The 22,048-nt window shown below is 68.2% G+C and carries 23 protein-coding genes; 12 read left to right on the top strand and 11 right to left on the bottom strand.

From position 1 onward, the window contains the following. Window positions 1-17: 17 nt before the first annotated feature. Window positions 18-2,027: a DUF6541 family protein gene (locus tag ACLJRL_RS24075; protein ID WP_410658512.1), complete on the bottom strand. Its 2,010-nt coding sequence runs from the start codon at window positions 2,025-2,027 to the stop codon at window positions 18-20. Window positions 2,028-2,104: 77 nt separating this feature from the next. Here ACLJRL_RS24075 and glf point away from each other — a divergent pair, with 77 nt between their 5' ends. From glf to ACLJRL_RS24050, 5 genes are all read left to right on the top strand, one after another. After that, window positions 2,105-3,328, top strand: a complete 1,224-nt coding sequence (gene glf / locus ACLJRL_RS24070) for a UDP-galactopyranose mutase (RefSeq protein ID WP_410658511.1) — start codon at window positions 2,105-2,107, stop codon at window positions 3,326-3,328. Continuing rightward, complete coding sequence (locus ACLJRL_RS24065) at window positions 3,321-3,836, top strand: phosphatase PAP2 family protein (RefSeq protein WP_410658510.1); 516 nt, start codon at window positions 3,321-3,323, stop codon at window positions 3,834-3,836. Before glf ends, ACLJRL_RS24065 begins: the two co-directional genes overlap by 8 nt. Continuing rightward, window positions 3,833-4,792: a decaprenyl-phosphate phosphoribosyltransferase gene (locus tag ACLJRL_RS24060; RefSeq protein ID WP_410658509.1), complete on the top strand. Its 960-nt coding sequence runs from the start codon at window positions 3,833-3,835 to the stop codon at window positions 4,790-4,792. Before ACLJRL_RS24065 ends, ACLJRL_RS24060 begins: the two co-directional genes overlap by 4 nt. A gap of 98 nt (window positions 4,793-4,890) precedes the next feature. Then, window positions 4,891-5,283 carry a hypothetical protein gene (locus ACLJRL_RS24055; RefSeq protein ID WP_410658508.1) on the top strand — a complete coding sequence of 131 codons (393 nt, stop codon included), beginning with the start codon at window positions 4,891-4,893 and terminating at the stop codon, window positions 5,281-5,283. A 38-nt stretch (window positions 5,284-5,321) separates the two neighbouring features. Then, window positions 5,322-6,833: a hypothetical protein gene (locus ACLJRL_RS24050; protein WP_410658507.1), complete on the top strand. Its 1,512-nt coding sequence runs from the start codon at window positions 5,322-5,324 to the stop codon at window positions 6,831-6,833. Here the strand turns inward: ACLJRL_RS24050 and ACLJRL_RS24045 are convergent. From ACLJRL_RS24045 to ACLJRL_RS24015, 7 genes are all read right to left on the bottom strand, one after another. Further along, window positions 6,830-7,624 carry a class I SAM-dependent methyltransferase gene (locus ACLJRL_RS24045; RefSeq protein ID WP_410658506.1) on the bottom strand — a complete coding sequence of 265 codons (795 nt, stop codon included), beginning with the start codon at window positions 7,622-7,624 and terminating at the stop codon, window positions 6,830-6,832. The genes ACLJRL_RS24050 and ACLJRL_RS24045 overlap by 4 nt on opposite strands. A 47-nt stretch (window positions 7,625-7,671) precedes the next feature. Next, complete coding sequence (locus ACLJRL_RS24040) at window positions 7,672-8,292, bottom strand: hypothetical protein (protein ID WP_410658505.1); 621 nt, start codon at window positions 8,290-8,292, stop codon at window positions 7,672-7,674. Beyond that, window positions 8,265-8,978, bottom strand: a complete 714-nt coding sequence (locus ACLJRL_RS24035) for a hypothetical protein (protein ID WP_410658504.1) — start codon at window positions 8,976-8,978, stop codon at window positions 8,265-8,267. The genes ACLJRL_RS24040 and ACLJRL_RS24035 overlap by 28 nt, the downstream gene beginning before the upstream one ends. Then, window positions 8,975-10,465 (bottom strand): WXG100 family type VII secretion target, encoded by a 1,491-nt coding sequence (locus ACLJRL_RS24030; RefSeq protein WP_410658503.1) that lies wholly within the window; start codon window positions 10,463-10,465, stop codon window positions 8,975-8,977. The genes ACLJRL_RS24035 and ACLJRL_RS24030 overlap by 4 nt, the downstream gene beginning before the upstream one ends. Continuing rightward, on the bottom strand, window positions 10,462-10,950 hold the full coding sequence (locus tag ACLJRL_RS24025; protein WP_410658502.1) for a YbaB/EbfC family nucleoid-associated protein: 489 nt from the start codon (window positions 10,948-10,950) through the stop codon (window positions 10,462-10,464). Before ACLJRL_RS24025 ends, ACLJRL_RS24030 begins: the two co-directional genes overlap by 4 nt. An 84-nt stretch (window positions 10,951-11,034) precedes the next feature. Then, entirely contained in the window at window positions 11,035-11,790 is a 756-nt protein-coding gene (locus ACLJRL_RS24020; protein ID WP_410658501.1) for a decaprenylphospho-beta-D-erythro-pentofuranosid-2-ulose 2-reductase, read from the bottom strand. Then, complete coding sequence (locus ACLJRL_RS24015) at window positions 11,787-13,157, bottom strand: FAD-binding protein (protein ID WP_410658500.1); 1,371 nt, start codon at window positions 13,155-13,157, stop codon at window positions 11,787-11,789. Before ACLJRL_RS24015 ends, ACLJRL_RS24020 begins: the two co-directional genes overlap by 4 nt. A gap of 101 nt (window positions 13,158-13,258) precedes the next feature. On the opposite strand from ACLJRL_RS24015, the gene ACLJRL_RS24010 reads away from it, so the two are divergent. From ACLJRL_RS24010 to ACLJRL_RS24000, 3 genes are read left to right on the top strand one after another with little or no spacing between them, the layout of a single operon-like run. Further along, window positions 13,259-13,756 (top strand): GtrA family protein, encoded by a 498-nt coding sequence (locus ACLJRL_RS24010; RefSeq protein WP_410658499.1) that lies wholly within the window; start codon window positions 13,259-13,261, stop codon window positions 13,754-13,756. A 6-nt stretch (window positions 13,757-13,762) separates the two neighbouring features. Further along, window positions 13,763-15,688 carry a glycosyltransferase gene (locus ACLJRL_RS24005; protein WP_410658498.1) on the top strand — a complete coding sequence of 642 codons (1,926 nt, stop codon included), beginning with the start codon at window positions 13,763-13,765 and terminating at the stop codon, window positions 15,686-15,688. Between the two features lie 58 nt (window positions 15,689-15,746). Next, entirely contained in the window at window positions 15,747-15,974 is a 228-nt protein-coding gene (locus ACLJRL_RS24000) for an acyl-CoA dehydrogenase family protein (RefSeq protein ID WP_410658700.1), read from the top strand. A 464-nt stretch (window positions 15,975-16,438) separates the two neighbouring features. Here ACLJRL_RS24000 and ACLJRL_RS23995 read toward each other — a convergent pair whose 3' ends face one another. Further along, on the bottom strand, window positions 16,439-16,681 hold the full coding sequence (locus ACLJRL_RS23995) for a hypothetical protein (RefSeq protein ID WP_410658497.1): 243 nt from the start codon (window positions 16,679-16,681) through the stop codon (window positions 16,439-16,441). A gap of 113 nt (window positions 16,682-16,794) precedes the next feature. Here ACLJRL_RS23995 and ACLJRL_RS23990 point away from each other — a divergent pair, with 113 nt between their 5' ends. The 4 genes from ACLJRL_RS23990 (at window position 16,795) to ACLJRL_RS23975 (ending at window position 20,244) form a co-directional block, all read left to right on the top strand. Next, window positions 16,795-17,559, top strand: a complete 765-nt coding sequence (locus tag ACLJRL_RS23990; protein ID WP_410658496.1) for an ESX secretion-associated protein EspG — start codon at window positions 16,795-16,797, stop codon at window positions 17,557-17,559. A 149-nt stretch (window positions 17,560-17,708) separates the two neighbouring features. Further along, entirely contained in the window at window positions 17,709-18,185 is a 477-nt protein-coding gene (locus ACLJRL_RS23985) for a hypothetical protein (protein WP_410658495.1), read from the top strand. A 5-nt stretch (window positions 18,186-18,190) separates the two neighbouring features. Continuing rightward, entirely contained in the window at window positions 18,191-18,754 is a 564-nt protein-coding gene (locus ACLJRL_RS23980) for a DUF3558 family protein (RefSeq protein WP_410658494.1), read from the top strand. A gap of 11 nt (window positions 18,755-18,765) precedes the next feature. Further along, the gene (locus ACLJRL_RS23975) at window positions 18,766-20,244 is read left to right on the top strand and encodes a hypothetical protein (protein WP_410658493.1); all 1,479 of its coding nucleotides are present in this window, start codon (window positions 18,766-18,768) and stop codon (window positions 20,242-20,244) included. Window positions 20,245-20,317: 73 nt separating this feature from the next. Here ACLJRL_RS23975 and ACLJRL_RS23970 read toward each other — a convergent pair whose 3' ends face one another. After that, on the bottom strand, window positions 20,318-21,226 hold the full coding sequence (locus ACLJRL_RS23970) for a glycosyltransferase (RefSeq protein WP_410658492.1): 909 nt from the start codon (window positions 21,224-21,226) through the stop codon (window positions 20,318-20,320). Further along, complete coding sequence (locus tag ACLJRL_RS23965; protein ID WP_410658491.1) at window positions 21,223-22,047, bottom strand: ABC transporter ATP-binding protein; 825 nt, start codon at window positions 22,045-22,047, stop codon at window positions 21,223-21,225. Before ACLJRL_RS23965 ends, ACLJRL_RS23970 begins: the two co-directional genes overlap by 4 nt. Between the last annotated feature and the right edge of the window lies 1 nt (window position 22,048).

Raw genomic sequence — 22,048 nt, 5'->3', positions numbered from 1 at the left:
CATGACACTCTCGAAGTTCAGCGCGTCAGGGTGTAGATCGTCGCGCCCGGATTGCTGTAGTCCTTGCGCAGGAAGTTCAGCCCGTCCAGGTTCCGCAGTCCCGGCGCCGGCTGCTCGCCGATCTTGATCGGCGTGCTCCCGATCAGCACGTGCTTGATGTTCAGCCGCTGAACCGCCGCCTGGACCTCGGGGTCGGTGTCGTAGTCCCGGAAGTGCAGCGCCAGGTACTTCGCGTCCGGGGGCGGCACGCCCGGGTCGTAGTGCCCGGCGACCGGGTGGATGCCGGTGAGCGCGTACAGCCAGGCGGTCCCGTCGAACCGCTCGTTGAGCACCTTCTCGTCCGGTCCGACGTTCATCTTGGCCAGTTCGTTCATCGCGGTGAGCTCGTCGGCGCTGACCGGCGGGACGACTTCGCCCTCGGGGCCGTTGTAGTACAGGAACGACACCGCGTGCGCGTTCGACTCGGTGTAGAAGCCCTTGGTCAGGATGGCCGACGCGGCCACGACGAACACCGCCGTCGCGAGGCCCAGCCGGGCGGGCAGCGCGGGGCGGCTCTTCACCCAGGACCGCCCGCTCGCCCACTTCGCGAACCAGCGCTGCAGTTCCGCCATCCCGTGCCCGGCCAGCAGGCACAGCGGGATCGCGGCGAGCGCCATCAGCCGGTACCGGTCGTTCCACCACGGCCGCGACAGCGCGATCACCCACGGCTCGGCGCCGAACGAGGCGACCATCACGAACAGCGCGGAGAAGCCCAGCGCCGCGAGCCCGATCCAGCGCATCCGGCCGAGTTTGAACAGGCTCAGCACGCCGATGGCCAGCAGCACCGTCAGCCACACCTGCGGCGCGCTCAGCACCTGCCGGAAGGTCACCAGCAGCGCCAGCGACTTCTCTATCGGCAGCTGTGAGCCCCAGGCGTAGTACGGGTACGAGCCGGACGTGAACTTCAGCGCGCCCAGGATGTGCGGTGCCGCGAGCACCGCGCTGGCGACCATCACCGGCACCATCTTGACCACGTCGCCGCCGATGATCCACAGCGCGCCGCGGCCCTCCGGGACGCCGTCGAGCGGTTTGCGCCGCAGCGCGCGGTACCAGCGCTGGATCACCAGCGGGAAGGCGAACAGCAGCGCGCCGAACAACGCGGACGAATGCGCCGCGAGCAGCCCGACCGCGCTCAGCGCGAGCACGAACCCGGTGTCGAGGCCCGGCCGCGCGAGGAACCTGGCCAGCGCGACCACGGCCAGCGGCGTCAGCACGATCCCCAGCGCGAACGGCAGCAGCCCGCTGGACACCGACTCGTACGCGCCGGTGGTGGCCGCGGCGGCCACCAAGGCGGTGCAGCCGGCGAACACCGCCCGCCCGCCGAGCTGGCGGATCATGGCGACCATCGACAGCGCGAAGATCCCGGCGACCGGCATCGTGATCGCGTTCAGCGTGACCGGGATGGTCGTGCCCGAGATCGAGTACACGAGCGAGCCGACCAGGTGGTACGCGTTCGGGTAGAACGAGCCGTCCGGGTACCAGTTGATGGTGCCCATGCCGGTCAGCGAGCCGTCGCCGGACTCGGCGATGTAGCGGATGCCGTTCGCGTGGAACACGGTGTCCCAGCGCTGGAACACCGCCGTCGTCCCGCCTCGGGCCGAGAGCACCACGAGGATCGAGATCCCGACGGCCAGCGCCACACAGCCCGCGACGGCGTAGTGCGCGCGCGGGTGCCACTTCGTCGGCGGCTCCTCGGCGCCCGATTTGATCCAGCCGCGGCTCTTGCCGAGCCTTCTGAGGCCGAAGCCCACTCCGGCGAGCACGGCCGTGACGGCCGCCACGGTCAGGGGGTTGTACGACACGCCCGCGAGCGCCAGCCACGGACCGGCCAGTCCGGTTACCGTGTAGGACAACAGCGGGGCCAGCCCCGCCAAGGCCCAGCCGCGCAGGCCGGCGGCCCGGCCGACGACGCCGCCGGGGATCGCCAGCACGGCCAGGTAGGTGACGGTCGCACCGAGGTACGACCAGAAGGTGTCCGGAGTAGGCACTCGTTCCTAAGTGTGTCGAAGGTGAAAACCGGTGCTCGATGCAGGGCACGGAGGTGACGTGCGTACCCTCGACGCCCGTGAGCGCGCACACGAACCCCGACAAGATTACTGATGCCGATTTCGCGGGCTACGACCTCATCGTGGTCGGGTCCGGGTTCTACGGGCTGACCGTGGCCGAAAGGGCCGCTGAGCAGCTCAACAAGAAGGTCCTCGTGCTGGAACGGCGGCACCACATCGGTGGCAACGCCTACTCCGAGGCCGAGCCCGAGACCGGGATCGAGGTGCACCGTTACGGTGCGCACCTGTTCCACACCTCGAACAAGCGGGTGTGGGAGTACGTCAACCGCTTCACCGAGTTCACCGGCTACCAGCACCGCGTGTTCGCGCGGGTCAAGGACCAGGTCTACTCGTTCCCGATGAACCTGGCGCTGATCAACCAGTTCTTCGGCAAGTCCCACACCCCCGACGAGGCGCGTGCGCTCATCGCCGAGCAGTCGGCCGAGGTCGACAGCGCGGACGTGCAGAACCTCGAGGACAAGGGCATCTCCCTGATCGGGCGCCCGCTGTACGAGGCGTTCGTCAAGGGCTACACCGCCAAGCAGTGGCAGACCGACCCCAAGGAATTGGACGAGTCGATCATCAGCCGCCTGCCGGTGCGCTACACCTTCGACAACCGGTACTTCAACGACAGCTTCGAGGGCCTGCCGGTCGACGGCTACACCGCGTGGCTGAAGAAGATGGCCGACCACGAGAACATCGATGTCCGCCTGAACGTCGACTACTTCGACGTCCGCGAGCACATCCCCGCCGGCACGCCGACGGTCTACACCGGACCGCTCGACCACTACTTCGACTACTCCGAAGGCCGTCTGGGCTGGCGCACGCTGGACTTCGAGCAGGAAGTCGTCGCCACCAGCGACTACCAGGGTGCCCCCGTCGTGAACTACAACGACGAAGAGGTCCCGTACACCCGCATCCTCGAGTTCCGCCACTTCCACCCGGAGCGGGACTACCCGAAGGACAAGACGGTCATCGTCCGCGAGTTCTCGCGGTTCGCGAAGGAAGACGACGAGCCGTACTACCCGATCAACACCCCGGAGAACCGCGAGAAGCTCGAGCGCTACCGCGAGCTGGCGAAGGCCGAGGCGAAGGAAAAGAACGTCCTGTTCGGCGGCCGTCTCGGTACCTACAAGTACCTCGACATGCACATGGCGATCGGCGCGGCGCTTACGGCGTTCGACAACAAGATCGCGCCGCACCTGACCGATGGCGCGCCTCTCGACGGGTCCATCGATGCTTGAGAAGGGCGCTCCCACCGGTGAGGTGGCTGTACTCGCGAAGGCACAGGGCGTCCTGAAGAGCGACGTCACGGTCAAGGCGGCACGGGGTCTTTCGCATTTCGGCGAGCACAGCGCGGGATGGTTCGCGCTGGGTCTCGTCGGGGCCGCGGTGGACAAGAAGCGCCGCAAGGACTGGCTGATCGCGGCGGTCGGGGTGGTCGGCGCGCACGCCGCGTCGATCGCGGTGAAACGCGTGGTCAGGCGGCCGCGACCGGACCACCCGAGCGTCGAGGTCCTGGTCGGGACACCGAGCAAGCTCAGCTTCCCGTCCTCGCACGCGACCTCCACGACGGCGGCGGCGGTGCTCTACTCCGGATTGACCGGGCGTAACCTGGTCCCGGCACTGGTACCGCCGATGCTGGCTTCGAGGCTCGTGCTCGGCGTCCATTACCCGACTGACGTTCTGGCCGGAGCAGCCCTGGGGGGCCTCGTCGGCGGTCTGATACGTAGGAAGCTGAAGCGACGATGAGTGAAACGACCGAGAAGGCCGATTCCAAGCCTGACGACGCAGATCCCTCGGCCGGGGCCGCCGCACCGAAGAAGATCGCCGGCGGTCTCGTCGGCGGCATCATCAAGACGGCACGCCCACGCCAGTGGGTGAAGAACGTGCTGGTGTTCGCCGCACCGTTCTTCGCTTTCTCCAAGTCGACGGACCGGTCCGGCCTGCTGATCGCCGCACTGATCGCCTTCGCGGCGTTCTCACTGGTGGCCTCCTCGGTCTATCTCATCAACGACGCTGTCGACGTCGAGGCGGACAAGGCGCACCCGACCAAGCGGAACCGGCCGATCGCGGCCGGGATCGTGCCGGTCCCGGTGGCCTACGTCTCGGCGGTGGTGTTCTTCGCCGTCGGCCTCGGCATCTCGTTCTTCGCCAGCTGGCAGCTCGCTGTCGTGCTGGCGGTGTACGAGGCAGTCCAGCTCGGCTACTGCTTCGGGCTCAAGCACCAGCCGGTGGTCGACCTGGCCATCGTCGGCTCGGGCTTCCTGATGCGGTCGATCGCCGGTGGTGTGGCCGCCGGTATCGCGATGTCGCAGTGGTTCCTGCTGGTCACCGCGTTCGGCTCGCTGTTCATGGTGGCGGGCAAGCGCTACGCCGAGATCATGCTCTTCGAGCGGACAGGGGCGAAGATCCGGTCTTCGCTGAAGAAGTACTCGGCGAGCTACCTGCGCTTCGTCTGGGCGACGTCCGCGGCGATCCTGATCATGTCGTACTGCCTGTGGGCGTTCGAGATCCGTCAGATCGAGCACAACTCGGTCTGGGCGGTCGTCTCGATGGTCCCGTTCGTGGTCGCCGTGCTGCGCTACGCCGTCGACGTCGACGGCGGCAACGCGGGCGAGCCGGAGGAGATCGCGCTCAAGGACCGCGTGCTCCAGGTGCTCGGCGCGAGCTGGGTCATCACGCTGTTCCTGTCGTTCTATCTCTGATTTCGACAGGTCCGGCACAGCGGATCCACAGGTTGGACACGCATCCTCGGTGAGGGGAGCGGGTAATGCACCCGCTTCCCTCTACCTAGGAGCGACAGATGACTGACCCGCAGCGGCCGTCCGGCGATGAGGACAAAACGGTCGAGCAGCCCGCGGTGGCCGCCGACGAGACCGCGAAGAACGAGACCGTGCAGAACGAGACCGTGCAGAACGAAGCCGCGCCTCCTCCGGCGGCGGCCGCACCCGTGCAGCAGGCGCCGCCCAGGAAGGGCGGATTCCGCCGCTTCGCCGGGCACCGCGCGACGCACCTGGTCGGGGTCGGCCTGATCGGGTTCATCCTCGGCGGCGGGGTCATCGGCACCGCCGTCGGCCTGGCCTCGCGGGACGGCGACAGGCACGGCGACCGGCCCGGGATCTCCCGTGAACACCGAGGCGGCCCGGACGCGCGTGGCCCGCATCGCGACTTCCGTGATCAGTCCCACGGACGGTAGATAACGGAATCATCACGGCACCGTGTACGGTGTTCGTGATGCGAAGCGCCTCCGCTGAACTGCCCAAGGCCCCCGGTGCGCTGCCGGTGACCGCCTTCCTGGCCCGCCCCTGGCTGGTGCCCGCCGGGGCGGCGGTGGCTTCGGCACTGGTGTTCACGCTGGTCAGTGGGCATTTGATCGACGACACCTACATCACGCTGTCGTATGCGAAGAACCTCGCCTTCCACGGCCATTGGGGCCTCATCGAGGACGGCACCGCCAACACCGCGACGTCACCGCTGAACGTCCTCCTGCTGGGGTTCGTCACCTTCATCGTCCGCGACGCCATCTTCGCCGCCGGAATCGTCTTCGTCGCGAGTCAGGTGGCCTTCGCGCTCGGTCTCCGCAGACTCGGCGCCGCGACCGGTCTCTCCGCCGGATTCGCCCCGCTCGCCGTCGGCCTGCTGCTGGTGAACCCGCTGCTGCTCTCGTCGGTCGGGCTCGAAGTCGCGCTCGGCGGAGCGGCCGTCATCTGGCTGATGGTCTTCCTGCGCGAGCGACGTCCCGCCGCGGCGGGTGCGGTGATCGGCCTGATCGCGCTGATCCGGATCGACCTGCTGCTCATCGCGTTCGTCCTGTTCCTCGCCCGCCGCGAGTTCTGGGCCGGCATCTGGCGCATGACGTTCGCCGCGCTCGCGGTGATGCTGCCGTGGTTCGTGTTCAGCTGGCTGGTGCTCGGGTCGGCGGTGCCGGACACACTGGTCGTCAAGATCATGCAGCGCTCGTGGGGGACGTTCAGTTTCACCAACGGGCCGCTGCTGTACCTGCAGAACTTCCCCGTCGCGGCAACGCTTTCCTTTCTGCCACTGGTGATCGGCGGGCTGGCCGGTCTACTGTGGACATTTCATTACCGCCGCGATTCGGATCTGGCGAAGCGTTTGCTGCCGTTCGCGACGCTGGCGATCGCCGGTGCGGCGCACTATCTGGCGTACTGCTGGCTCAACGTCCCGCCGTATCACTGGTATTACGCCCCGAGCATCATCGGCGCGACGGTCTTCCTGGCCGCCGGAGTCTGCGCCATTCCCGGCCGCGCCCGCCTCGGTGCCGGCGCGCTCGCCGGTGTCTTCCTCGTCGTGGGCATCGTCGCCTACGCGGCCCCCGAGCTCCCGCGCCGGTTCGCGCCGATCACCAGCAACCACGCCTCGACCGACGAGTACCGCCAGATCGGCGCGCAACTGGCCGCGCTGACCCAGGGACGCAAGGTGGAAAGCGCCGGCGAGGTCGGCGCGCTCGCCTATGCCTGCGATTGCGACATCGTCGACCAGTTCTCCGACCGCGGCTCGGTCGACCCGGCGATCCTGGAGACGAAGAGCCGCAGCAGCGACCTCGGGAAGGCCTTGCTGGAAGCCAACTTCCGGTTCTTCGACCACAGCGTCCCGCCCGCGACACCGGATTTGATCCTCACTGCCGGCGGAAAGGTGCCGCCGGCGAACGCGCTCGCCGCCTGGACGATCAGCACGCCGTGGATGGGCATGGGCAAGCAGAACCTCTACCTGCTACCCGCCCGTTAAGGGTTTCGGGCGCGATAGAACCCCGTCACGAACGGGCGGACCACTTCGCCGCCGAACCGTTGGTGGACCAGGTTTTCGATCGCGTCGAGCAGCCGCGACCGTTCTTCGGGCGGCTGGCTCAGCACGAGCGCCATCGAGGCGTACAAGGTGCGCAGCCGCGCGGCGTCCATCCGCAGTTCGGAACGGATCACCTCACTGCCGAACCCGGTGAAACCCGCCGCGGTCAGGTATTCGCGGTGCGCGTCGACGTCGAGCTGGAACGGCGGTCCGCCGGGATCCATCACGGTCCCCGGCGACATCCCGAGGATCTCCTCGGCGGCCGTGTCGAACTCGTGCGGCCGGGCGGGGTCCTCGAACATCATCCACCAGAGCGCCACGGACCCGCCCGGTTCGACGATTCGCCTCAGCTTCGCGGTCCCGATGGCGGGATCGACCCAGTGGAACGACGTGGCGGCGACGGCGAGATCGAAGGCGGCGTCCGGAAGCTCGGCTTCTTCGAAGGGTGCCGTGACGACTTCGAGGGACCGGCTCGGGTGCGCGTCCCGGAGGAAGCCGGCGAGGGGTGCGCTGGGTTCGACGGCGGTGACCACCGCCTTCGCGGCGACCAGGCGTGCCGTGACGAGGCCGGTCGCCGGCCCGATCTCGACGACTCGCGCGCCGGGCTTGAGGCCGCAGTCTTTCGTGAGGATCTCGTAGACGCGCTCGGGGTAGCCGGGTCTTCCGGCGTCGTACGACTCGGGGTCCTGGCCGAAGAGATGCCTGCCCTGATGCGTTTCGAGCCGCCTCCCCATGCCCTCAGCTTAGTGAACCCCCGCAACTAGAGGACTAATCGCGGGGGTCAGAGTCGCGAGTGGGCGCGGGCGGCCTTGGTGACGGCCAGCATGTCGCGTTGGAAGACGAAAGAGCCGTCGGCGAAGGCGAACTGAAGGACCGGTCGCGGCGGGAAACTGCGGCCCAGGTAGAGCGCGGACACCGAACGCACCACCGCCGACGGCATCTCGTCGAACGTCCGGAAAGGCTGGGCGGGATCCTCGCCTTCCAGCAGGCGAGCCGGGTACACGACGGCCAGCCGCCGGTCGGACAGCGTCAGCCTGGCCTCGCCGCGACCGCCGGCGAGGTGGTCCGCGATCCGTACGGCGATCTGGTCCGGAGACCGCGCGACGACCAGGTGGGCGATCGTCGGGTCGTCGGTCCAGTCGTCCTCGAGAACATCGTCGGCAGGCAAGGGCCAGCGTGGTTTCCCTGTTACGACAGGGGTTTCCCGGGAAGCCACATAGGGCAGCGAGAGCTTGCCGTCCAGTGAAAGCGCCGTGTGTCCGTGCGCGGGCGGGCAGCCGATGATCAGGCGTTCGCCGGGCGCGAGCCAGAACTGGTGGAGTTCCCGTTCGACGACCTCGTCGACGGATTTCGCCATCGGCAGCGTGTTCTCCATCAGCTCACCGTCTTCGAATGCAGCCAAGCGAACTGCTGGGGATCGTCGCAGTCGAACAGAAAGTCCAGTCCCGATCCGTCCACAAAGGACGCTCGAAGGCGGGGGACCCGCTTCTTGCCGTGTTCCGCCACCGCGAACCCGCCGATCCGCTCGCGCGCCACCTCGACGGCCACGACCATCCGATGCGTCGCGATCGGGACGCCTTCGGTGTTCTCGCCATAGGTCTTCGTGGTCATGATCGCGGCTATGTCCTTGCCGGTTTTCACCACGCCCTTGCCGAAGCCGATCGCCTTCGCCATGAACGACTTCTCCGAGGCGTTCTCCGGCTCAGGCGGGACGAATCTCTCCAGCACCAGAAGCCGCGTGCTGGTCAGTGCCCACAGCCGGGACGGCGAGCCGCTCGCCGGCAGTTCGCGCACCGCCGTATGCGCCAGGCCGCCCTGCTCGCCGAGCACGATGACCTGCGGTGACAGCGGATTCGACGACCCGCTGTCGTCGCCCCCGCCCAGTGCCGCGCCGACCACGTCGCCGGCGAAGTTCGCCGCGCCCGAGCCGAGTTTGCCCAGGACGCTCTTCTTCGGCACACCCCACGGATCGAGGCCGCGTACGTCGTAGTTCACCGTCCGGCCGTACGCGGCCCACAGCAACCGTTCGCCCGGGTGCAGCGAGGGCAGGGCCTGCGACGCGGCCCCGAGCGGGTAGCCGAGATTCATTCTTCGATCGTGAACCCTCTGTCGGTCGCCGCGCGGCGCTCTTCTTCGGACGACGAATCCTGCGACTCGTTGTAGCCCGCCTTGACGCCCTGCTCGACGCCCAGTTCGGCCAGGTTACCGGCACTGCCGCGGAAGGCGGCCTTGCCGACGCTGGTCGTCCCGCTCATGCCCATCGCCCGCAGCCCGGCTTCGGTGAGGTTCGTGGTGAGCGCGTCCGAGCCTTCGCCGCCGACGCCGTACCGGTCCGCGAACTTGTTGGCGGTCTTGGAGGCACCCGTCACCGGGTTGGCCTTCGTGACGATCTTGGCCAGCGGGTTCTTGTCGATCTGGTCGGCGAGCCGCTTCTGCAGCCAGTTGCCGTCACGCAGGCCCTCGGCGCGCTCGACGACCTTCTTCAGCGGGCCGTTGCGGAGCATCTTCAGGATATCTTCGAGTTTGTCGATCAGCGGCTTGAGCTTGCCCAGCAGCTGCTTGACCTTCATCCCGAGCCGACCGCCGGTCACCGCGACCTGGCCGGCCGTCGCCGCGCCCGCCGCGCCGACCGAGGCGCCCGCCGTGATCCACGAGGCGGCCAGCGCGGCCAGCCACTCGATGATCAGGCCCATCACCAGTTCCTGAATGATGTCGATGACGATCTCGACGAACGCGTCGAACAGGTCCGCGGCGATCTCCAGGATCTGCTGCAGCCCGCGCACGTCGTTCGCGAAGGCCTTGGCCCCGCCCGAAAAGTCGGTCATCTGGGTGCGGAACGCCTCGCCGGCGTCGCCCTTCCAGGGCTCCTTGGTGGCGTCGGCCCGCTTCTGTTCGTGCTCGGCGACACCGTCGAGCCACTTCGCCGTCTGTTCCCAGCCCTTGGCGGTGCTGCGCATCTGCTCGGGGTCGCCGATCGCCGGTTCCAGCACCAGTTCGACCAGCGGGCTGATCACGATCCCGATCAGGAAGCCGAGTCCGTTGTCCAAAAAGGACTGTCCGGGGCTCATCACGAGCTGGAGCTGGTCCATCCGCGCGTGCACGGCCGCGATGGCGACGTCCGGCGGGCTGGTCGCCCGGGAGACGTCGGACGACGTGCTGATCCACGAGCTGCCGTAGCCGCCGTTCTGCTCCCAGAACCCCTTGCGGCCCGCGTCACCCGCGCTGTTGAGGTCATTGAGGCTGCCGGGGCCGCCGCCGCCGTCGTCCAGCCCGGTGCCGAGGCCGGTGATGGCCTCGGCGGTGCCCTGGTTGTGCTCGAGGTAGGTCTTCGCCGCGGTGGTGGTCTTGTCGGCGATCTGGTCCATGAAGGACTTCGCCTGCTCGGCGAGGTCCTGGCATTCCTGCAGACCGTCGAAGTACTTGAACGCCATCAGCTCGCCGAGCGGGCCGAAGCAGTCGTCGGAGACCCTGGCCTGCTCCAGCAGGCTCGCGAGGCTGCCGAAGTTCCCCGAGGCCTCTTTGGACCCTGTCGCGTGCGCGGTGAGCGCGTCCGTCTGGACGCCGAAGCCGGTCACGAGTCCCTCCGCAGGATCGGGCCGCCGAAGTCCTCTTCTTCGGTGTCGGCCGGACGTGCCGGACGCTGAGTCCGGACGGGCTGCTGGACGGCCGAAACCGGGGCGGCGAGGGATTCCGCGGGCGGGGGAGCGCTCGGCCCGAGCGGTTCGACGTGGGCGTTGAACGCCTCTTTGAACTGTTCCGCGCGGTCGCCGAGAATCGGCTCGACGGTCTGCTGCATCGCGGCGGCCGCCTGCTGCGTCGCTTCTCTGATCGCGGTCAGGATTTCCTGCTGCAGCGCGGTATGCGTGCGGTTCATCGCCTTGGGGGACAGCTGGAGTCCCAGCAGCGCACCCGACGGGGCGACGCTGACCGTCACCGAGCCGTCGGCGTTGCGCGCGGATCCGCGCAGCCCGGCGATCTTGTCCTTCAGCTCCGCGGCTTTGGCGGCCTGCTCTTGAAACGACCGGATGGCCGCGTCGAGCCTGGCTTCCTGGTCAGCCATCGATTCCTCTCAACCCGGGGACGGAAGGGGGACCCTTCCCTATCCGTGCGCCGGGTGAGACGAAGGGAGTAGCGAGGCCGTTCCCTAGATCGGCAGTTTCCGGAAAATCGGTCGCGGAACGTGCCGCAGGGCCGACATCACCAGACGGAACGGCGCGGGCGACCACACCAGTTCCTTACCGGCGCGCGAGGCGTTGATCGAGGTCTCGGCGACCTGCGCGGCGTCCACCGTCAGGGGGGCGTCCTTGAGGCCCTCGGTCATCTTGGTCCGGACCTGGCCCGAGCGGACGACGGTGATCTGCACGCCGAACTCGGACAGGGCCTCGCCGAGGCCGAGGTAGAAGCCGTCGAAACCGGCCTTGGAGGACCCGTAGACGAAGTTCGAGCGGCGGACCCGCTCACCGGCGACCGAGGACAGCGCGATGACCTTGCCGTGGCCCTGCTTCTTGAGCTTGTTCGACAGCGCGACACCCACCGACACCGCGGCCGTGTAGTTCACGGTCGCCGCTTCGACGGCCTTCGCGTGGTCCTGCCACAGCTCTTCCTGGTCGCCGAGCAGACCGAACGCGACGACGGTGACGTCGATGTCGCCGCCCTCGAAGGCCTTGTCCAGCACGGCCGGATGGGTGTCCGTGGCCTTCGCGTCGAAGTCCACAGTGGACACCTCGGCGCCTTTGTCCTTCAGTCGCTGGGCCGCGGCGTCGAGGCGAGGCGACTGACGGCCGGCCAGCACGACTCGCAGCGGACGCTCGGCGAGGTACTTCTCCGCGATCGCGAGTGCGATGTCGGAGGTACCGCCGAGCAGGAGCAGGGACTGGGGGTTGCCCACAGCGTCGATCACAGTTCCAACCTTCGGGACATGTCAGAGGCGAAAACGCCTTCGGGGTCAACGGAAGCGCGGACCTTGCGCCATTCCTCGAGCCGCGGGTACATCTTCGCGAAGTTCTCCGCGGAGGTCCGCGAGTCCTTCGCCGTGTACAGGCGCCCGCCGAGCGCGAGCACGTCTTCGTCGAGTTCCTGGCAGAACCGGCTCAGCCCGTCCTTGATCGGGAAGTCGAGGCAGATCATCCAGCCTGGGTGCGGGAACGACAGCGCCGCCGCGTTGCCCTCGCCCATCCGCTTGAACACGTTGAGGAACGACACGTGCCCGGAGTCGGCGACCTTCTGGATGATGCGGCGCAGCGGCTCGTGCGCGTTCAGCGGCGTGCTGAACTGGTACTGCAGGAAACCCTTGGACCCGTAGGCCCGGTTCCACTCGCCGAACAGGTCGAGCGGGTGGTAGAACGCCGTCAGGTTCTGGATCTTGTCCAGGGCCTTCTTCGGCGTCTTGCGGTAGTACAGCTCCCCGATCGAGCCGAACGTGAGCTTGTTCGCCAGGCCGTTCGGGAACACGTCGGGCAGCGTCACCAGCTGCGGCGCGTCGAACTTCAGCGGGTCGGAACGCAGCTTCGGGGGCAGCTCGTCGAGCTTCGCCAGCGAGCCGCGGCCGAAGGCGGCGCGGCCCATCTTCGGGCCGGTCGAGATCGTGTCGAACCACGCCGACGAGTAGGTGTACTTGTCGTCGGAGCCGTTGCTGACCAGCTCGAGGGTCTCGTCGAGGTTCGAGGTGCGCTCGAGGTCGGCCTTGAAGTACGCCGTCTCGGTCTTCGTCATCCGGACCCGGGCCCGGACGATGATGCCGGTCAGGCCGATCCCCGCCACGGTCGCCCAGAACAGCTCCGAGTCGGGGCCGTCCGGCGTGATCGTGCGCACCTGGCCGTCCGCGGTGACCAGGTCCATCGACACCACGTGGTTGCCGAAGCTGCCCGCGGAGTGGTGGTTCTTGCCGTGGATGTCGTTCGCGATCGCGCCGCCGATGGTCACCTGGCGCGTGCCCGGCAGCACCGGGACCCACAGGCCGTAGGGCAGCGCCTCGCGCATCAGCTTGTCGAGGCTCACCCCGGCGTCCAGGTCGACGATGCCGGAATCCGGGTCGATCGAGTGGATGCGGTCCAGCGCGGTCATGTCGACGACCAGGCCACCGGCGTTCTGCGCGGGGTCTCCGTAGGACCGGCCGAGGCCGCGCGCGATGACCCCGCGTTCCCCGGCCTGCGTCACCGCGCGGGCGATGGTTTCCACGTCGGGCGTGCTCAGGACGTCCGCGATACTCGGCGACGTCCTTGCCCAGCCCATGAGCGACTGTCGCTGTGTCTTGGGTGCTTGGGTCACGCCGACCAGGGTAACCACGCCGAACACTGCCCGGAACGTGACCCTGAAGTGGCCGCTTCTACACTTTGGACACCAGACCCGGCAGTTTATGAGGTAGAGCAGTGGTGGCGACCGACCCGCAAGCCGGCGCGACGGCAGCATCGCCGTCCTCTCCTGGGCTGCTCGGACAGCTCATCCGCTTCGGCCTCATCGGTGGCTTCTGCGCCATCGTCGACTTCGGCGTCTACCAGGGGCTGCGTGCTCTCGGAATGGACGCGACGCCGTGGGTGGACATCGCCAGGGCGCTCAGCTTCATCGTCGGCACCACCACCGCCTTCTTCCTGAACCGCAAGTTCACCTTCGCCGGTGGACGCCAGGAGGGCGCGCGCCAGATCGGTGGCTTCATCCTCCTGTACGCCGTGACGTTCCTCGTCGCCGTCGGCGTCAATCGCACGATGCTGCATGTCCTGCCAGAGTCGGCTTGGAAGTCCACACTCGGTTGGGTCGTTTCGCAGGCAACCGCGACCGTGATCAATTTCGTCATGCTCAAGTGGGTCGTCTTCCGTGAGCCCCGCGCCACCGTCACCGGCCCGACCGTGACCAGCACAGAGGAGAACTGAGGATTCATGCCCGGTAAAGCCGCCGTCACCGGACAGGCCCCGAGCGCCGTGGTGAGCACTGTCGACGACACCCGCTTCGCGGAACGCACCCCGCAAGGCCGTCTCACCGCGCAGCGCGGGCTCTACGCCGGCCCGGCCCCCATCGTCAGCAAGGACCTCTACGCCGAGCTCGAATGGGGCAGTGCCGTGCGCGACCGCGCGGGCATCAGCCTCGAACCGGCGTCGAAGGTTTCCGGCAACACCTACTTCGGGCGCTTCCCCGCCAGCTACTGGCAGCGCTGGACCGACGTGACCGAGGTCGCGGTCGAGGCCGTCGTGACCGGTGACGGCCAGCTGTCCGTCGGCGCCTCCGACGTCGAGGGCGACGCCCGTATCGTCGCCGCCAAGGTCGTCGCGGGTGCGAAGCAGCAGAAGGTGACGCTCACCGCGAAGCTCGACAAGTTCTACGACGGCGGTGGGCTCTGGCTCGACCTCGAGACCGAGGGCGGCCAGAACCTGCAGGTCGAGGGCGTCCGCTGGACGGTCGAAGCGCCGGAGAAGATCCGCCCGACCGCGGTGACCATCTGCACGATGAACCGCGCCGACGACTGCCTGTCGAACCTTCAGGCGCTCGCCGCCGACGTCTCCTCGCTGGAGACCCTCGACGCGATCTACGTCGCCGACCAGGGCAACGACCTCGTCGAGTCGCGTGACGGCTTCGAGCAGGTCGCGAAGGACCTCGGCGACAAGCTGCACTACATCAAGCAGCCGAACCTCGGCGGCGCCGGCGGCTTCACCCGCGGCCTGTACGAGGTCGCCGGGCACACCGAGACCGAGCACGCGAACGTCCTGTTCATGGACGACGACGTGCTGCTCGAGCCGGACCTGGTGATCCGGATGACCGCGTTCTCCAACCGCACGGTCAACCCGGTCATCGTCGGCGGGCAGATGCTGAACCTGCTGCACCCGAACCAGCTGCACGTCGGCGCGGAGTACGCCCGGCTGAACACCCTGGAGCCCGGCCAGCCGGTCACGCACTCGCTCTCGACCGCCGACCTGCTCGGCGTCGACGAGGAGACCCTCAAGCCGAACCGCCAGGAACGCCGCCTCGACGCCGGGTACAACGGCTGGTGGTCGTGCCTGATCCCCTACGAGGTCGTCAAGGCCACGGGCTACCCGCTGCCGTTCTTCTTCCAGTGGGACGACGCGGAGTACAGCTACCGCGCCCGTGAGCACGGCTTCCCCACGGTCACCCTTCCGGGCGCCGGCGTCTGGCACGCCGACTTCCACTGGAAGGACTGGGACGAGTGGCACCGCTACTTCAACCTGCGGAACTCGATCATCACCGCCGCGCTGCACTCGCCGTTCAACCTGAACCTGCTCTCGCGTGTGCTCATCGCGCAGCTGGTCCGGTACCTGCTCGGCATGCAGTACGGCCTGTCCGCCACGCTGATCAAGGCCGTCGAGGACTTCCTCGAGGGGCCGGAGGTCCTGCGTGACGGCGGCGTCGCCGCGATGAAGGAGATCCGCCGGATCCGCGACGAGTACCCCGAGACCAAGCGGCACAAGGCCACCGACGTCCCGGGCATCGCGTCGAACGACATCGGCATCATCAACAGCGCGCCGCGGCCCAGCATGCAGCGCCTGGTGCTGATCAAGCGGATCCTCGACCGGGTGCTCGGCCGCAGCCGTCACTCGCTCGGCGCGATCCCGATCGACGAGGCCCACTGGTGGCACGTCGCGACCTTCGACACCGCCGTCGTCACCGACGCTTCGCAGGAAGGCGTGCGGGTCCGCTCGTACGACCGCGTGAAGATGTTCGAGCTCGCCCGCAAGGGTGCGAAGACGATCCAGCGGCTGCGCAAGGAAGGTGCCGCGGTGCAGGAGCAGTACAAGCGCTCCATGCCCGAGCTCACCTCGCGCGACAACTGGAAGCGCCTGTACGAGCTGTAGGCAGTGCTATGAACGGCCCGTTACTTGCAAAATTTGCAAGTAACGGGCCGTTCATAGCATCCGGAGGTCCCCCACGGCGAGGCGAAGTAAGGGCGAAGTCCCTTCGAGCCACTTCGACGCTCTCGCCGCCGAAGGCTTCTACGGCCTCGCCGCTCCCCAGGAGGTCGGCGGCCCCGGCATCGACCTGCCCACGATCACCGGCGTCCTCGAAGCCCTGCCGGCGGCTGCCTCAGCACGATGTTCACCTGGGTCCAGCATCACGGCCTGGTCGCCGGGCTCTCCATGAGCGACCGCGCCGACCTGCGCGAGCGGTACCTTCCGGCGCTGATCCGCGGCGAACTCAAGGCGGGCGCCGCGTTCGCCGCGGTGATCCCGACCCCGCCCAGGCTGCGCGCGGAGCGCGTCGAGGGCGGTTACCTGCTCGACGGCGAAGCCCCGTTCGTCAGCGGCTGGGGCATCATCGACCTGCTCCAGCTCTGCGCTCGCGAGGGCGACACCGAGGACGGAGATCGACGCCGTCCACGCTCGCCTCGACGCGGGCCTCGCCGATCCGCCGTCCCTGCCCGGTGCCCGCGCGGCGGGTGCCGAACTCGCCTTCCGCGCCGCGGGCGCCCTGGTCGCGGCCAACGGCAGCACGTCGGTGCTGGCCGGACGACACCCCCAGCGGCTCGTCCGGGAAGCGACCTTCCTGCTGGTCGCCGCCGGCCGCCCGGAGATCAAGTCCGGGCTGCTGGAGCTCTTCTCCCGGGCCTAGTGGAGGCCGAACACCTTGTTCTTGCGGTTCAGGTCGTCGATGTAGGCGGCGGCGACGTGCGAGAAGTTGATCGCGACGGTGGAGTCGTCCGTGGTCTGCACGGTCTGCACCGAACCGGTGCGGACGAAGTGGGAAAGATCCTTGCTCACTCGCTCGGATTCCTCCGGCGAAAGCGCGAAGAGCAGAGGTTCGCCTCCGGCGGCGAGGTGGAGTACGAGCGCGGGTTTCTGGTCTGCCATGAACCCATGGCACCAGCGTTGATCGTCACCGGGCAAGCGGGTTCGCTGCGGGCGTACCGGGTGAGTGGACTACGTTCATCCCGAAGACATGACACCAGCAGGGGGAAATCGCGATGCCGCATTCGTTCTCGCTGTCGTTGGCGGCGGTGGACATCCTGCTCGAACACGGACGGTTCGGGCCGGCTCCGGTTCCGTTCGACATCCCGCATATCGGCACCACGATCGACCAGCGCGCGATGGTGCGCCAGGCCGTCTTCCGTGATCTCGAAGGCCGTGGCCTGATGCGCGGCGGACGGCTCGACGCCGACGTCGAACTCGCGCTCGCGACGTTCGTCAATCCGCAGGTCGCCGTCTGGGCGGTCGCGCAGATGGACAAGGACAAGCAGTTGTTCGCGCGGTCGGCGTCGAACGGCCAGTTCGCCGTCGTGGTGCGCCAGGACGAGAACCTGCTCGTGTTCGAGGAGACCAGGCCGACCGCGATCGTGGCGGCGATCGTCGATCTGCTGCCGCTCACTCCGGCGGGTCCCGGCGCGTCGGTCACCATCGCGAAGCCGGTCAACGTGCCGAAGCGCCCTCGAAGCGACGACGCGTACGACCCCTTCGCCGGGGTCAGCGGGCCGCGTTCGCACGGGTCGACCCCGCAGGTCCGGCAGGTGGAGCGGATCTTCGAGAAACCGAAGACGCGGGTGGGCCAGTTCAGCGTGCTGATCCGCCGCGGCCAGGTGTTCCCGCCGCTCGCGTGGTTCGACACCGAAGCGGGCCGGTACATGATGACCTCGCGCCAGGCCGCCGACGGGCAAAGCTGGCTGACCTACGCTCCGGCCGACAACGCCCGGATAGCGCAGCAGCTGTACGCCCAGCTCGAAGGTCAGTTCTGAGCCGAGCGGAACCGAAATGACGCCCGTTTCGTCACAGTTCCGGCGAAGTCTTCGGTGATCGGTGAATCACCGTCGCACTGAGTACTCGGCTAGTAGACTGCCAGGCGGATACGCACGGGCGAGACGTTGACGATGCAGTGGGGCGGGCGATGGCTTTCGAAGCGGACGGCGGACAGGCGGCACCGAACTTCTCGATCGGTGCGGCGGTGGGCGCGGCAGCCAACTACGTGGAGGCGGGCGGCCTGAATCAGGCCGCGATCGCCCAGGTCAGTGCCGAGACCCAGAAGCTGGTCTCGGCCGCCAAGAACGGTGGCTTCAAGATCACCGAGAAGGGCGTCGAGCCGCTCCGCAAGGCGCTGGCGGACATGTCCGAACACCTCGACACGCTCAAGGCGAAGACGGTGCACCTTTCGCAGGCCCCGCAGCTGGGCGGGCACCCGTACGGCAAGGCCGTGGCGGCGCACGACCAGAAGGGCGCCTCCGAGGCCGCCGGGTCCGCCTCCGTGGTGCTCGACCAGTTCGCCACGGTGGTCAAGGACGCCGACGAGGCGCTCGCTCGCGCCGCCGGGCTCTACAAGGACGTCGAGAACCGCGCCGTCGACGCCACGAAGACGATTCAGGCTTGAGGACGATGAAGAAGCTTTACGCGCTCCCGCTCGCCGCGGCCGCCCTGATGCTCGCCGCCTGCTCCAGTGAGAAGCCGGGCACACCCAGCGCCGCGCCCTCGTCACCGGCTCAGTCCGGGTCGTCGAGTTCCCAGCCGAGTTCCTCGCCCGCCACCGGGGGAGGGGACACCGCGTCGCTCGACCCGTGTTCGCTCGTCACCGCGGCCGACCTGGCGTCGTACGGATCGTTCAAGGCGCCCGTGCCCGGTGACGACGGCGGCGCCCGCACCTGCACGATCCCGAAGGACAAGGCCACCGCGAGCGAGGAATCGCTGACCGTCAGCGTCGGCATCCGCGACACGCAGGGGCTCGACAGCGTCGCCGACGCCGGCAACGGCAAGACCACCGGCGAGGTGCAGGGCCGCAAGGCGGTCCAGGTCCCGACGCCGCCGACGAACTGCCTGATCGCGCTCGAGGCGGGCGCCGGCTCGCGGGTGGACGTCGTCATCGTGTCGACCGACCCGGCGAAGGCCTGCGGGATCGCCGAGAAGGTCGCGGACATCGTCGTACCGAAACTTCCGAAGGGGTAAGGGGGATCAGGATGACCACGAAGACACCGAACCTGAGCGAGCAGCAGGTCGCCGACCTCTCTCCCGCCGGTCGTGACGCCTACTTCCAGCAGAAGGCCAACGAAGGCGTCGACCCGGGTGACGGCTGGCTGTTCGGCGCGGTCAAGCAGTTCATCGCGAACGGGCAGGCCCAGCAGCAGTCGCAGGAGGTCGGCGACAAGAACGTCGACAACCTGACCCGGAACGGCGACGTCCAGTACGTCGAGGGCCTGGAACCGTCGGACGCGGATTACCAGGGTTACGACCACGATCGGCTCAAGCAGTTCGTCAGCAGCGACTTGAACGTCGAGCAGGTCACCCAGGTCTCCACCGCGTATCACGACATCCACAAGGCCTTCGAAAGCTTCGCGACCACGATGAGCGACGCGGTCACCTCGTCGCAGGGCACGTGGGAAGGCGACGCGGCGGGCAACGCCCAGGGGTACTTCAAGAGCCTCAGCAAATGGTCGGACGCGAACTCTCAGAACGCGAAGCTCGCGTCCGAGACGATCTACGACCAGGGCACCGCGGCTTCCAACGTGAAGAACACGATGCCCGAGCCGATCGCCTTCAACTGGAAGGACGAGGTCGGCGGCTGGATGACGTCGAACCCGTTCAACCTGGGCGAGAACATCGACAAGTCCATTCAGAAGCAGCAGGACAGCCAGGAGGCGCACACCCAGGCGGCCTCCGCCATGCACAACTACGACAAGGCCCTGTACGACGCCGCGTCGAAGCAGCCGGCGTTCGCCGAGCCGCCGAAGTTCGGCGAAGGCGGCGGCGAGGGCATCAACAAGCCGATGCCCTATGAGGTGCCTCCCGGCTCGAACCCGCCCGGCTCCAACCCGCCGCCCGGCAACACCTACATCCCGCCCGGCAGTGGCAGTGGAAACGGTGGCGGCGGAGGCGGCGGTGGTGGGGGCGGCGGCACCGGCATCCCGCCGGGCACGAGCCACCTGCCCGGCCCCGGGTCCAGCACGGGCGCCGGCAGCATCCCGTCGGGTACGACGCCGTCCGGGTTCCAGCCCGGCCAGGGGCCGATCTCCACACCCGGCCCCAACACGAATATGACCGGGATGCCGATGAGCCCCATGCCGATGTCGCCGATGATGGGCGGCGGCATGGGCGACTCCGACCACAACTCCCGAGCGGGCCGTGGTGGCGCCGGCGGCGGGTTCGGTCCCGGCTCCGGCGCGGGTTCCACTCCCGGTTCGGGCTCCGGCTCGGGCGCGGCTCGCCCCGGCGGCGTCGGCGCGGCCGAAGCGGCGGCCGGTCGCGGTATGGGCATGGGCGGTGGCGCCGGCGGCGGCCGTGGCGGCGGTATGGGCGGCGGCGGCATGGGCGGCCGCGGCCAGAGCTCCGAAGGGGACGAGGACACCGAGCACCAGCGTCCGACCTACCTCGTCGAGGGCGACCCGGACGAGGTCTTCGGTACCGACATGCGCACCGCTCCGCCGGTCATCGGCGAGTAGCAGCAGAAGCGCGTGAAGGCCCCCTTCCCTCGGCTCAGCCGAGGGAAGGGGGCCTTCACGCGCTTCTGGAAACTCAGTAGCGGAAGAACTTCTCTTTGCGGCCCTGGCGCACCAGCTTGAGCCACTGCACGAACGCCTTCGGGTCCCGCTTCACGCCGATGAAGTACAGCCCGAACCGCACGACTTCGAGCGCGCCGATCTTGCGCATACCCGGCTGCGAGAGCAGGTAACCGCGGTTGCGATAGGTGTAGTAGCGCTTGACCTCGTTCTCGGGGTCCTGCGCGTGGAACCGGCCGCCCAGCATCGGCTTGAACTCGTCCGAGCCGTCCGGGTGCAGGTACGCGGTCTTGAGCGAGGTGCCGAACGGCAGGCCCGAGCGCACCAGGCGCCGGTGCAGTTCGACCTCGTCACCGCGGAAGAACAGCCGAAGGTCCGGCACGCCCACGACGTCCAAAGTGGACGCACGGAACAGCGCGCCGTTCATCAGCGAGGCGATACCGGGCAGGAAGTCGACGCCCAGTTCCGCCGACGAACGCTTCCAGGTCAGCCCGCGCCGCAACGGGAACGCGAGCTTGTCCGGCGCGTCGATGTTGGACACCACCGGGGAAATCTCCGCCAGATTCCGCTTTTCGGCTTCGTCCAGCAGGATCGCCAGCACGTTCTCGTCGGCCGGGCGGCCGTCGTCGTCGGCCAGCCAGACCCAGTCGGCGCCCAGCGAAAGCGCATGCAGCATCCCGAGCGCGAACCCGCCCGCGCCACCGAGGTTGCGGTGCGAAGGCAGGTACGTGAAGGGAAGCGGGTAGTCCTCGACGATGTCCCGCGCCGACTGGTCCGGGCCGTTGTCGACCACGACGAGGTGGTCGACAGGCCGCGTCTGGGCGGCGATGACCTTGAGCGATTCCGAGAGCAGTTCCCGCCGATGGCGCGTGACGACGACGCCGACGACGGCGCCTTCGGGCAACTGCCGGGTCTCGCTGGTCATCCTTGACCGCCGTTCGTAGTCGCCACCGGCTCGGGTTCGACGCCGAACCGCTGCAGTGTCTCCTGGCTCATGTTCTCGAACGGGTCGCGGCCCTTGTAACCGGTGAGCACATCCCGCAGCGAACCGCGCTGCTTGACGTGTCCCTCGTCCATCCAGATCGCGGTATCGCAGAGCTCGAAGAGGAATTCGTCGGAGTGGCTGGCGAACACCAGGATGCCCGACCGCTTCACCAGGTCCTTCAGCCGGTCCTTGGCCTTGTTGAGGAACGCCGCGTCGACCGCGCCGATGCCCTCGTCGAGGATCAGGATCTCCGGGTCGATCGAGGTGACCACGCCCAGGGCCAGCCGCACGCGCATACCCGTCGAATACGTCCGCAGCGGCATCTGCAGGTAGTCGCCGAGTTCGGTGAACTCCGCGATGTCGTCAATGCGGGCTTCCATCTGCTTCGCGGTCATCCCGAGGAACAGGCCGCGGACGATGATGTTCTCCAGCCCGGAGATCTCCGGGTCCATGCCGATCCCGAGATCGAAGACCGGCGCGATCTTGCCCGAGATCCTCGCCGAGCCGCGGGTGGGCTCGTAGATCCCGGACAGCAGCCGCAGCAGGGTCGACTTCCCGGCGCCGTTGTGGCCGACCAGGCCGACGCGGTCGCCTTGTTTCAGCGAGAGCGTCACGTCGTGGAGGGCTTCGATGATCGGCACCTTGGTCGCGGTGCCGATCTTGCCGCCGACCTTGCCGAGCACCTTCTTCTTCATGGAGCGGGTCTTCGCGTCGAAGATCGGGAAGTCGACGTAGGCGTTGTGCACATCAATGCTGACCATC

Source organism: Amycolatopsis sp. lyj-112 (genome assembly GCF_046549055.1).
Lineage (GTDB): Bacteria > Actinomycetota > Actinomycetes > Mycobacteriales > Pseudonocardiaceae > Amycolatopsis.
This window is presented reverse-complemented; position numbering and strand designations above follow the sequence as displayed.